The 12,906-nt window shown below is 39.3% G+C and carries 10 protein-coding genes; all 10 read right to left on the reverse strand.

Features of this window, described 5'->3' with window-relative positions; all coding sequences use genetic code 11:
* Positions 1 to 3: 3 nt before the first annotated feature.
* The 10 genes from BMX56_RS25810 to BMX56_RS25855 all read right to left on the reverse strand — a co-directional run bounded on the left by BMX56_RS25810 (position 4) and on the right by BMX56_RS25855 (position 12,714).
* Positions 4 to 1,152: an efflux RND transporter periplasmic adaptor subunit gene (locus tag BMX56_RS25810; protein WP_090652597.1), complete on the reverse strand. Its 1,149-nt coding sequence runs from the start codon at positions 1,150 to 1,152 to the stop codon at positions 4 to 6.
* Positions 1,149 to 2,468 (reverse strand): TolC family protein, encoded by a 1,320-nt coding sequence (locus BMX56_RS25815; protein WP_090652598.1) that lies wholly within the window; start codon positions 2,466 to 2,468, stop codon positions 1,149 to 1,151. The genes BMX56_RS25810 and BMX56_RS25815 overlap by 4 nt, the downstream gene beginning before the upstream one ends.
* A 10-nt stretch (positions 2,469 to 2,478) precedes the next feature.
* Positions 2,479 to 2,868: a hypothetical protein gene (locus BMX56_RS25820; protein ID WP_090652599.1), complete on the reverse strand. Its 390-nt coding sequence runs from the start codon at positions 2,866 to 2,868 to the stop codon at positions 2,479 to 2,481.
* Positions 2,869 to 3,011: 143 nt separating this feature from the next.
* Positions 3,012 to 3,929 (reverse strand): phospholipase A, encoded by a 918-nt coding sequence (locus tag BMX56_RS25825; RefSeq protein WP_090652600.1) that lies wholly within the window; start codon positions 3,927 to 3,929, stop codon positions 3,012 to 3,014.
* A gap of 93 nt (positions 3,930 to 4,022) precedes the next feature.
* A complete protein-coding gene (locus tag BMX56_RS25830) occupies positions 4,023 to 4,781 on the reverse strand; it encodes a LytR/AlgR family response regulator transcription factor (protein ID WP_090652601.1) in 759 nt (252 codons plus the stop codon).
* Complete coding sequence (locus BMX56_RS25835; RefSeq protein ID WP_090652602.1) at positions 4,778 to 5,806, reverse strand: sensor histidine kinase; 1,029 nt, start codon at positions 5,804 to 5,806, stop codon at positions 4,778 to 4,780. Before BMX56_RS25835 ends, BMX56_RS25830 begins: the two co-directional genes overlap by 4 nt.
* Before the next feature lie 252 nt (positions 5,807 to 6,058).
* Positions 6,059 to 6,664: a TetR/AcrR family transcriptional regulator gene (locus tag BMX56_RS25840; protein WP_090652603.1), complete on the reverse strand. Its 606-nt coding sequence runs from the start codon at positions 6,662 to 6,664 to the stop codon at positions 6,059 to 6,061.
* A gap of 266 nt (positions 6,665 to 6,930) precedes the next feature.
* Positions 6,931 to 7,473 carry a tetratricopeptide repeat protein gene (locus BMX56_RS25845; protein ID WP_090652604.1) on the reverse strand — a complete coding sequence of 181 codons (543 nt, stop codon included), beginning with the start codon at positions 7,471 to 7,473 and terminating at the stop codon, positions 6,931 to 6,933.
* Positions 7,474 to 8,078: 605 nt separating this feature from the next.
* Complete coding sequence (locus BMX56_RS25850; protein ID WP_090652605.1) at positions 8,079 to 9,707, reverse strand: RagB/SusD family nutrient uptake outer membrane protein; 1,629 nt, start codon at positions 9,705 to 9,707, stop codon at positions 8,079 to 8,081.
* 16 nt (positions 9,708 to 9,723) lie between these two features.
* The gene (locus tag BMX56_RS25855) at positions 9,724 to 12,714 is read right to left on the reverse strand and encodes a SusC/RagA family TonB-linked outer membrane protein (protein WP_090652606.1); all 2,991 of its coding nucleotides are present in this window, start codon (positions 12,712 to 12,714) and stop codon (positions 9,724 to 9,726) included.
* Between the last annotated feature and the right edge of the window lie 192 nt (positions 12,715 to 12,906).

Below are 12,906 nucleotides of genomic sequence, written 5' to 3' on the forward strand. Positions count from 1 at the left end.
TTATCAGTTTAATTGTGCTCCTGCCTCTGAAGTATTTGTTTTATTGGCCGCCAGATTTTCTGTAACCAAGACAGTATTTTCATCTATTCCACTTAATACCTGGACCCATTCATTGCTTACAAACTTCGTAACAACTTTTACTTTTTCTTTTTGTCCTTTTACCTGCACATATCCTCCAAAATCAAGATATTTTCTAGGAATAAGCAATGCATTTTTTGTTGTTGTTACTATGATGTTGCTTTGCAATTGTGTGTTTACAATAGTAAAATCTAAACTGTCAGTAAAAGCAAGTTTGCAAATGAATGACTGGGTGCTCTCATCAAACGAAGGATAAATCTCCTTAACTGTACCTTTATAGATTTTTTCCTTATTTATGTTCAATTGTATATATGCGATTTGACCGACCTTGATTTTCCCTATATTGCCCTCATCAACATTCACTTTCGAGTATATATCATGTATATTTCCAATTAATGCAATACTTTCACCACGTTTTACGTAGTCACCCGGTTGTTTATACTTCTTTAGAATTTTCCCCGCTACAACGGCACTTATTTTGTTTTTGCCAGTAATTAATTCGTATATATTTTTGGTTGCTTGTGTACTGATAGCCTGCTGATTGGCTTGCTGTTGCGATTGCTTGTAATTCTCCAAAGCATTTTCATAGTTTGACTTTGAAGATTCATATTGAATCTTGGCATTGTCAAGGTCTATTTTAGCAATACTGTTATTCTCCCATAATTTTTGATAGCGTTGCAGGTTAGTTAAATCCAGTTCCATCTTTTGTTTGTTGATGTTAATAGTATTTTGTGCCTGCTGTAAAGCAGGTGCATTGTTTTGTGTGTTTCGATGTGCTATTTTATACAAATCTGTTGCACTTTGTTCATTAAAAGCGGCTTCTCTATTATTAACAATAGCCAATACATTTCCTGGTGCAACAACATCTCCTTCCTCAAAATTTACCTGTGAAAGATAACCGTCTGCTTGTGCTGTAAGATCATATGTATTGTCAGCCTCAAGTATGCCCGAAGCAAATACCGTTTCAGTCACATCTTTCCGGATCGGCTTTGTCTCTTCTGTTTTTTTGCCACAGGAATAAAAAAGCAAAACGGGAAACGTAAGTACTATCGTGCGAATTAATTTCTGATTCATTTTATTCTGTTATTAATATCAATTTTTGTTTTGGCATTGAGTACTGTTACCTGCGAAGAAACAAGGTTATAGTGGCTGCTTACCATTTCATTAAACTTATTAAGTGTTTGTTCAAGGCTTGCCTGTCCTTCAGTGTACAGGTTCAGGTATTTTTGATAATTCTCTTTTCTTAATAAATATATTTCCTTATTGGCAGTAGCCTGACTTAACGCTTTGTCATAGTCCGTATAAATTTGTCTTACCTGTAAATCTGATTTTATTTTTTGTTGCTCTGTGTTTTTTTGAGCAAGTAAATAATCATACTTCGCCTTTGAGGTTTGACTCATTGTGTTAGATGATGGGAACGGGATACTAAGCTTTAAACCAATATAGCTGCTCGGATACCATTTTACACTACTGTCAAATAATTTACCACTTGTGTTATTTTGCTGACTAGTGCTACTCTGAAAAAAGGAAAGCGCTGGATACTTAGAATACTTTTGCTGTTTCCAATTTGATAAAGCTATCTTTTCCTTTAAAACGCTGTTGGCGAAAGCAACGTTATTATATTCAACAAACGGCTTTGTGTCAAATTCTGTTAGCGAAAGCTTATTCGCGATCTGTATGTCTTCCTTTTCAGGAATATCACAAAGTATTTTTAATGCTAAATATTGCTGCTTTATCAGATATTCAATCTGGTTTTTATTTTCCCGCGTAGTAAGATTGTTTACGTTTGCGTCATTTACATCCTGTTGCTTTATAAGCCCTGCATTATACTTGTTCTTGGTAATTGCTAATAGACTATCTGAGATAGCTACATTTTGCACGGTGCTAGTCAATTGTTCCTGTAGCGAGACGATATTATAATAACTAGTGGCAATGTTTTCCCAAAGTTCTTTTAAGGTAAGCTTATTCTCTGACGCATTACTTTCAATATTAAGCTTAGACATTTTTAGATTTTCCCATCCCGTCAGGTTAAAAAGTTTTATGTTTATATCATTGCTGAAATTAGTAACATAAGGAACACCCGTCTGCACCTCTTTATATGTCCCTGCCTGACCACCGAACGCCTCTGAAGGGAAAAGGCTTACGGGTAATTTGGTATTGTGAGTATAGCTAAAAGTGGTATTGCCTGTTGGGTCTGGGACGCTAAGTATGGCTGCCAGCTTTGCTTTTTTGGCCTGGTCTAACCGGATATAACCGGATTGAACAGAAATACTTTTTGACACTGAATAATTCAATAAGGAGTCAACGGATGTGAATATTTTCTGGGCGTGAACGGAACCGGAAAGAAAAATGAAACTACCTGTTACAAAGGCCTTAATCTTAATCTTCATCTGCAGGATCTTATTTTATTCTTGTTAGGTATACAGTTCTGCTGATCAGCATCTTCTTGGCCACCATTTTTAAATGATCTGGGTCAATCACAGTAACATTTACGTCAAGTTGAATATCCGCGTCCTCAGGGTGCATGAGACCTTTGAAAGTTTTTGAAGGCTCATTGTATTTCAATTTCTTCAGGATAATTACCCCGTTTTTTGATGGCGTATGGCTGTCATTTATTATTTTTCCATAATAGTTACTGTCTTTAGCTAGATATATTTCGATATCCATGGCTTTATCCTTTAGCCCGATTTTCCAGTTGCCGATAACGCCTTCATTTGTTTGGCAAAAGGCGCCCAATCCTCCAAAAAGGAGAATAATTAAAACGCTTGCGCGAATGCTTAATGTTGTCATATTCTTTTATTTTGGGACAAAGATTTACATATATCCCATTGACAGCAATTGTACGTTAGCCGAAATGGACAAATTGAGGATTGAACGGGATGAAGAAGCCCAAAACCGTTGGTTTCAGCAGCAATGAAAATAGTGCGACCTTATTAATAAAATACAAACCTTGATGGTTTTATCGTTATGCCAAGTCTTAACATCTGCCTTTTTTCCTTGTAATCAAGTAAGTTTTCGGCATATCCTGTGAACCACTGAAGTGTTATATATTGATTTTCATTTTTATTCAGCCGGTAACTGACTTGCGTTTGAAGCGAGCCCCGCCAGTCAAATTTGTGTCCTTTTCGCACGGTTGCGTCAATCATTAGCCTTTGGTTTAATGTCTTCCATTGGTATGCTACTTCAAGCTTCCCTACATAATCCAGTAAATCGGGGTTGTCGGCTTCATATTGAAAAGGTATCCAAAAGTTCAAATACAGCCTTGACCTTTTTGAGGCTTCAATCGCCCAATTGAGTGCAAGCCTGTTCCAACTTCTAGAATAAATACTGTCTTTACCGTTAGATTCATGCTCGAAAGCTACCGACAGACTTATCAGTTTTTGTTTGTAATAAAAGAATTTACTAATTGCGATTGAGGGATTATAATTTGTTTCTGCGAAAGGGCTGCTTTTACGGTAAATATCCCAAAAAGACTTTTGAGTATAACTCAGGTAGAGAACGGTGTTAAAGGGCAAAACTGCATTGGTAAGCCGCTGTTTAAAGCTGATTTGAAATTTGACATCGGAATTATATTTAGTTGGCTGAGTATTGACCGGAACGCCGGTTATAAAATAATTGTCCTTATAAATGGTAAATGACGGGGAGTTTTTTATAAGGGCACTAATTGAATCCTTCGCCTGGAACGTTTGAGCTTCCGCAATATTACAACAAACAAACAATAGGGCAGTTGTAGAAATTCTGCCGGCGGCAAGAACAGCAAGGCCCCGAGTCATATTAAAAATATTGCGCGCGTGCACTGCTAGTTGATTGCAAATAACGTGTATTTTGGACGTCTTTATGATTTGTGGCATAAGTGTTTTACTAAGCAGTAAAACTTTGGAATAATAGGGTAATACGAAAAGAGAATTTGCCTGAACTGGACAAAATGGAACCCGAACGTATTTTCATTGTGAAAGCCATTCCACAAAAAATGTGGTTTTTAATTTGCCTACCAATATCTGTTCGTTAAACGGCACGCTAAGGTTGATTATAATTTTTCTGTCAAAGAAATGGGCGGCGTCTTTTATTGCTTTACGATTTACGAGATGTTGCCGGTTGGCTCTGAAAAATGAAGGGGCAAAAAAACTCTCAAGGTCTTCAAGGCTTTCATTAACGAGAAATCTCTTCTGTCCAAGTGTATAGGCGAAGGTATATCCATCTTCAACAAAAAAAACTGCTATACTGCTGGCTTCCAGTGGAATTATTTTATCTGCCTGCCGGATGATTATAGCGCTTTTTTTAGGCGCAATTTTTGTTTCTAAAAGGCTCAGCTGCTCTTTATAATTCTCGTTATTTCTCGTAAACCTTTTCTCTAGCGTAGTATATTTTGCCAGCGCTTTTTCTATAGTTGCTTTGTTAAATGGTTTCAATATGTAATCAATGCCAGTTGCTTCAAAGGCCTCTGAGAAATAGTTGTTGTAAGCCGTGCAGAATATAACTGGAACCTGGTTCTTCATTTTTTTTAATATTTCAAAACTAAGGCCATCGCCCAATTGAATATCCGAAAAAATAAGATCTGTATCTGTATGGCTTTTAAAGTATTCAACAGCATCTTCAACAGAATGTAGCAATCCATCAATCTCTACATCTGGATTTACTGCAAGTATGGTCCTTTTCAAATCTTTTGCCGTAAGCTTCTCGTCTTCTATAATTACAACTTTCATATTTGAATACCATTTAACAGATGCAATTTAGCAGTGAACTCGTCCTTGGTGTCTGTAATTTCTACATCCTTATTTGCAATAATTCTGTAGCGTTGGTTTAGGTTTTTTAATCCGGTGCCAGTGGTTTCCACAGCGTTTGCTAGCATTTTATTGTTGCTAACCAAGATAGCCCCCCCGCCGATGCAGTTGATCTTTATGCGCAATGGTCTTTTTTCTGTAAATGAGTTATGTTTAAGTGCATTCTCAACTAATGTTTGCAGGGCATACGCAGGTATTTGCATTTTGTACACATCGTATGGGATGCACACATCAAAAATAACGGAGCTTTCAAAACGTATTTTCTGCAAATCAATATAATCGTTGGTAAATTTCAATTCCTGCTCCACTGACACCATGTCGCTTTTATGCATCTGAACAGAATAGCGCAAAAAATCAGAAAGTTTTATTGAGTAATTTTCAGCTTCATCAGGATTCTCCTTTATTAAAGATTTCAATACGCTAAGTGTATTAAACAAAAAGTGGGGTTGCAATTGCTGCAACAGCACCTGTTTCTGTGCCTCAAGATTACTCACTTTAAGTTCCTGTATTTCAATTTCAACATTTTTGTTTTTTTGTGTTGCCAATATAGAATTACAAATTATTAAAATGATGGCGTTAACGGCAAGCATTGAAACAGAAGGGTAAACAATTAAAATATATTTTCTAAAAAGCAGTTCACCTTCAGAGATAAAAGATGGTGCCGGAAATAATGCTCTAATAAAAATTAGTAATACTTGCAAAGTGGCCACAAAAGCAAAACTGGAAATATACCATTTCCAATTTTTAGATGCTCTAAAATAGCGGATGATGGCAACATTAATGACCCAGAATATAAGTACATTAAGCATAATAGCCAAGCCTGCAAACAAAATATATGAGGACTGTGCCTTGTTAAATATGTAAAAGGGTGCAACGCCGTATAAAGCAATTATCGGCGACGAAATAAGAGCAGTTCTGATCAATCTTCTGTATAAATCTCTATCCATATCACTACATTTTTATAAGCGTTCACGTCTTATACAGATGCTCTTTTATAAAACATATTTATTAAACAAAATTGTTAAATACAAAAGTAAAAATATACTTTTTAATTCCAAATCGTTTTTCGAAAGATTAACTCAAATTAAAATGCAGGAAATCATTGACTTTATATCCCCCAGGTGCTATTAAGTTCGTTTTTAGCGCGAAAACGGGAAATTTCTGATAGAGATTAAGATAAAGGATACAATATCTTTAATTTAAGCATCTAAAAAAATTAACTTCATAATGACATTCTTTCTTTCCATAATAAACTTGACATAGGTTTCCTTATCCATCGACAGGATGTGGCGAAGGAGTGTCTGACCTAAAAATGGAAAAGAACATAATGAAATTAATGTTATCATGAATTGTGCTGGGTGGATCGGTTTCATAGCTCCAGCTTTTACTTCACCTTCAATCCCTTCTGTCACATCTTTTACCCTTGCTTCCCGTTCCTCTTTATTTAATGCCAGGGCGGCCAGTTCAGGATTGGCATTCAATTCCGTAATAATGAACATTTCCAGGTAAGGGTGTTGTAATGATCTTTCTAAAAAAAATTCTATAAACTTTTCGGTTTGCTCTCTAAACGTGATCGCTTGCTCAGAAATAGATTGAATTTTTGTTTGCATCTCGATCATCGCTTCCTGAAGAACAGTATCTAATAGTTTTTTCCTGCTGCGGTAATAATAATGTATGGAGGCACGGTTAATTCCGGCTGCATCAGCAATATCTTGTGTAGTAGCATGTATGTTGCCATCTACAAAGAATACCTTCTTTGCGGTGTCCTTAATAAGTTGTTCCGTTTCTGTGGCTAAAATTTCCATTGATTAACATGTTTAACAAAAATGTTATGCAAAGGTATTGTTTTTTAATCAGCATACTATTCAGTTGTAATTCTATGAATATTGATTAAGTAAGGGAAGTCAATCTATTTAATTTGCTTTGGGCGATACCACGATTGAAACCGAAGAAGTCATCTATTTAATGTTAAGCAAGGTACGATGGTCGACTCGCAACGCAGGATGTCACTAAATTAAACTACATTTCCAGGAATATCAGGAAATTGATTAGAAGGGATAATTTATAGTAATTATCTACTTCGTTTGTTTCGTCCACCTGCCTTATTAGAAACATTAGCCTCATACAAGGAAATTACCTTTTTTTGCGTTTCAATAATGTCTGTTAAATCCTTTAGCTTTTCGCCTTTTGAACTCAATTCGGTTTCAAGTTCGAGAATACGATTTTGAAGTGTCACCATGTCTTTACTGAACATGCTTTTCAAAGGTTCCTCATTCAAATAATATAGAAACAGATTCTTATTTAGTAGCCTCGAAAATAAAATCAGCTTATCAATATCTACTGATTCTCTTTTATAAATACCAAAGAGTGTTGATTCATAAGGGTCATAAGACAAAATATCCTTATAAATGGCTGCCGCCTCATCGTATTTATCCGGGAATTTCCTCAATGCGAATCCCAGGTTTAACTTTGCTATTGTAAATCGAGGGCTAATTTCAACGGCCTTTTGAAAGCAATTGATAGCTTCAGGAGTGTCCTGAAATATATCATGATAAATCAACCCCAGGTTATTTAAAGCCTCAACATTTTTAGGATTTAAGCGAAGTGCTTTTATGGTTTATCCAGGTTTAGCATATTCCCCAGGTGAATAACGATGACAAGAGGACATTCTCGAAAACTTGACCACACCATTCCTGCTCTGCTTTCATTCAATTGTATATGAATGGGTCGAGGGGATACACAGCTAATTTGTTAATGATTTTGTTCTCCCGGGATTAACTGACGTTGTCTTGTTCTGAAAAGATAATCCATGAATAACAAAATGTTAAAAGGAACTAAATACAGTAAAACAGAAGTGGCAATTTTTATAATTCCCAAAGTTGTGCTTGATAAGTTTAAGCCAAATCCTGAGAAATAGGAGCCGCACGGTAGGGTTTTAAATTTGAATGGGATGTAGTCAGAATCAATAGAAGTATCGTGATAGTGACACCTGCAATAATCAGCCCGATTTTTTTAGTGGTTATTGGTTCTAAAGTTTTAGTTGCTTCAGGTTGAATATTAGCCGCTATATTGTTGATTGTGCATCCCCCATGCCATGTGCAGGCAGCCATCGCCATCAATCATAATACTGATGCGTTTATAGTTATTAGAAAAAAGAGCATCGATAGATAAATATAACAAGTTAAGCGGCAAATAAATGCCGCTTAACTGTTTCGCATTTTAGTAGCCCGGGTTTTGTTCTAAAACCGCATCCTTATTTAGTTGAATTTCTGAAAGCGGAATTGGCAGTAAAAGATTTTTAGCGACAATCCCAACGGTTGGATGTACTGCATCAGTGGCGTTAAGACGGATAGCACGGTCAACAAGTGTACCGGTACGCATCAGGGTTAACCTTCTGTTTTCTTCACCTATCAACTCACGCGCCCGTTCATCAAGTATAAAATCCATAGTCATTTGCGAGCCGGTTACCAGCGGGGCCCGGGCCCGGGTACGCAAAATATTGATACTTGCAGCGGCTTCGGCGTTTTTACCTTGTTTTACCTGGGCTTCCGCCATTAAAAGGTAAGTTTCACCCAAACGCATCATAATAAAGTCCTTTATCATGGCATAGCCAAAGGTATCATTGGGGTCAAACGCGCCCCATTTAGTAGTGCTTGGGCAGATTCTGAACAATGTATCGGTACCGGTAAACGGAACCGGTTTACCATAAAGTGCGCTATAGGTGGCGGATGGGTCGTTATAATAATATTGCCTTCTGATATTGTTGTTCGAGTTACGCATATCGCCTGCAGGGTATAAACCATATAGTACCCAGTTACTTAAACGTAATCTTGCAATACTGCGGCCACCCAATGAATCACATGGCAACATACCGGGCACCTGGTAATAGGCAGCTCCCCAAACACGGCGCTGCTGCGCATTATCAACGTTGCCGCCTACTACCGTGTTTGGATTTTCTTGCTCGAGTACCCAAATAGCTTCGGAGCTACCCTGCGAACGGCGCTGATTGCCATACACAAACATATCGGAATAATAATCGCCCCTGCCGCTTGCCCTAACACCATAACGGGAGTTAACGAGGCTGAATTTACCGCTGCTGATAACTGCCTGGGCCTGTTGCTCGGCAAGGTCGTTTTTACCCATGCGCAAATACGCTTCGGCCAGCAGCTGCATCGCCATGTATTTATTTGCCCGGCCAACAGCTTTGCCCTGCATATTCACTTTGCTGCCGGTACTGTTAAGGTCGGCAAGGTTGGTACTCGCATAAGTAAGATCGCTAACGATCTGCGCATTCACGGCATCAAGTGCTGTGCGTGTAAAATTAGCCTTGTAGCCGCTTACCGGGGCGGTAACGAGCGGCACTTTACCAAAAAGGGTGGCCAGGTTATTGTAAGCATAGGCCCTAAAGAATTTTGCCTCGGCTTCAACCTGTTTTTTGCCTACCAAAGTAATCTTGGTAGTCGTCGGATTTTCGGCAGAAGCAATAATAATGTTGGCATTGTTAATCAACGCGTAATACTTACTCCAGATGTAAGATGCAGCGGCATCTGTATTGGTTAACAGGCTGTAATTATAATAGGGCACTTCAATGCCCTCTTGCTGTGCGGTGGCATTGGCCACATCGGTTCCAACCTGCCAAACGCTTGGCCAACCCTGACGGCCTGAGTAAGTTAAAATACCGGTTTCATAATTATAGAGGCCAATGGCAGATGCCTCGAATCCTAATGAGTCAGTTAATGTTAACGGCGTATATGAAGAGTAGGGTTTTTCGTCGAGATAGTTTTTTTTACATGACGTAATTGTCACGGCAAGTATGCATACAACACCCAATATTGAATATTTTTTCATGTCTTTTACGTTTAACTTATTTTAAAGAAATATTGGCTCCAAAAACGATGGTGCGGGTTTGCGGGTAGTTATTGGTCCAGTCTCCTGATCCTCGTGTTGAATAATTATCTTCCGGGTCCCAGCCTATCCATTTGGTGAAGGTGTACAGGTTCCGGCCACTTGCATAGATTGTTAAACCTGCAATATGTAACTGATCGAGTATTCTTTGTGAAAATACATAGCTTAGGGTGATATCTTTAATGCGGGTGTAGCTGGCATTATGCGGATAACCATAACCGCGGGTGTTGGTATACGATAATGCCTGGAATTGATTATTGCCATTTGTTGGTGTCCAATAGCCAATTGCGGCAGGTGTATTTCTACGCCCGGCTTCGTCAGCATAGTTAAAATCAGCGTTATTTTTTAACATTCCCTGGGCCGTCTGGATAAATACGCTAAGATTAATTTGCTTGTAGTGGAAGGTGTTGGTAATACCGGCTGTCCATTTAGGCGCTGTCTGGCCTAAAATGGTTTTGTCGTTAGCAGTTATTTTTCCATCACCGTCCAAATCAGCAAATTTAAGGTCGCCCGGCTTAGCGCCGGGGTCTTGTTTTGAAGCATCTTCACCGGTTTGCCAAATGCCCGTCATCTTATAGTCGTAGATTACGCTTATGGGTTTTCCAAGAAACCAGCGGTTACCCAAATCGTCTTTACCATCTCCGTAAAGGCTTATAATTTTGTTTTTGTTGGTTGAGTAAACAATATTGGTTTCCCAGTGAAAATTTTTCAAATCGATGTTATGGGTGTTCAGCGATATCTCCAATCCTTTGTTTGAGGTTTTGCCAATATTATCAAGCACTGAACCGTAACCGGTAATGCCAGGCAGTCCGCGGCTTAGCAGCAAACCCGACGTATTTGAGCTATATACATCAATAGTGCCGGCAATACGGTTTTTGAGCAATGAAAAGTCCATGCCAAGGTTGGTGCTTACAGTGCTTTCCCAATGCAGGTTTGTATTACCCAGATTGCTGGCTTGTACACCTATCTGGCTTACGCCGTTGAATGGAGAACGTATGGTACCATCGGTAGTAATAGTGCGGTAAACAGGCAGCGCCTCGTTACCGGATTTACCATATGACAGCCGTAACTTAAGGTTATCCACAACCTTCGAATCTTTAAGAAAGGCTTCCTTAGTTATATTCCAGCCGGCAGCAGCCGAAGGAAACCAGCCATACTTATTAGTATTAGCGCCAAATACAGAGGAACCATCGCGACGGGCTGTTAAGGTTAACAGGTACTTGCTATCGTAAGAATAGTTAATACGTCCCATTTGCGAGTTAGCCGCGTAACGATCAGAGTATGACGATGAACTTAAAGTGCTGCCCGCGCCGATATTATTAAATGATAGTTCGTCATTAATATAACCGGTACCTGATGCGGTAGAGGTAAAATACCTGCGGCGCTGTGCACTGTACAAACCGGTGAAATTCAAATGGTTTTTTCCAAAATCACGGTCATAGTACAATAGGTTCTCAATGGTATAACTTTGTGTTTCGGAACTGGCTGCACTCGCTGCACCTAATGGCGTATTCGCCAAACGCCCGCTGTAACTGTCAACACGGGCAGGCAAATAGTTATAGCCCGCGTTTAGCCGGTATCTTAATCCTTTAATTGCACCGCCAAATTTTACTTCGGCGTAGCCGTTTCCGCTTAGGTTCACGCTGCGGTTTATCTGTTTAGTGGTCAGTCCCAACATTGGGTTGGTATACAATTGTTCGGGCGACTGCGGATATATCATATAGGTGCCGTCCGGATTGTATTCGGTCCCGTAAGGGCTCATAGCAGTGGCGAGCAGTAAATTGGCACGGCCACCATCATAGTTGTTATTTGAAAAGAATGTTGAAGTACCGACTGTTAAGAAATTCGTTACATTAATGTCCAGGTTTGACCGTATACTTACCCGATGATACTGGTAGCCCTTAACCACACCTTTTAGGTTCAGGTAATCGCCCGAAATGAAGTATTTAGTATCAGGAGTGCCACCTGAAATGCTGAGGTTATGGTCCTGCATTATTCCTTGCTGCGTTGCTTGTTTCACCCAATCGGTGGTGATGCCTTTGGCGTAGTTGGCTCTTTCACCGTTATTGTAAACCGGTTCGGTAAACTGCTGTTTGCCGCCGGTCTCCATCAGGTAATCCAGGTATTTTTGTGTAAATGATGCAGGGTCACGCGGTGCAAGCAAATGCGCGATATTTTCGTATCCCGCATAACCGTTGTAGCGGATAACCGGTTTGCCGGATGTTCCGCGTTTTGTAGTCACCAGTATAACTCCATTTGAACCGTTCATACCGTAGATTGCAGTTGCAGAGGCATCTTTTAATATTTCAACTGAAGAAATATCATTGGGGTTAATATCATTGAGCGAACCACCACTTTTGCTCAGCGGGATACCATCAACTACTACATACGGGCCTGAAGTTGCGGTAATAGAGTTTTGCCCCCTGATGAGCGCAGCCGGTTGACTGCCCGGAATGGCAGATGTGGTAGTAACCGTCAGGCCCGCCACCGCACCTTCTATTGATTGTAAAACATTAGTAACGGGCAATTCCTCGAGTCTCTTTTTAGGTACCGAAGTTATTGCCCCCGTAACGTCCGAACGTTTTTGGGTACCGTAACCTACAACCACTACTTCGTTGAGTAGCTTGCCATTGCCCATCAGTATTACTGTTAGTGTTCTGTTAATACTGCTTACCCGAACCAGCTGAGGCTCCATGCCTATAAAGCTAATTGTTAACGTGGCCGGAGCATTAAGCGTTAAATTGAAGCTGCCTTCGGTGTCAGTGATTACTGCCTGTGTTGATCCGTCCACTTTCACAGAAGCACCGAGCAGAGGCTGGTTCTTATTGTCTACCACCTTTCCTTTCACCACGTACGATGTGCCCTGTGCAAATGCAGGTTGGCTAAAGCTGTTAATTATTACGCTTAAAATAAACGTAATATAAACTGCGTAAGTAAATTTTTTTCTCATATAATTTAATTTTTGAACTTGTTTTTGATTTGATGTTTTTTCTTTTTTTCTGGCAGGTATAACCCTATCCTGGGAGCTATACTGCGGGCATAGTTGTTTTTACAAAGCATACTGATACATAGCTGTTTGATGTAAGCGTTTTTTACTGATAACTAAAAATGAACGACTTGGCGCCAATCGATAGAAACTAAA

The sequence above is a fragment of the Mucilaginibacter sp. OK283 genome (assembly GCF_900110415.1).
Lineage (GTDB): Bacteria > Bacteroidota > Bacteroidia > Sphingobacteriales > Sphingobacteriaceae > Mucilaginibacter.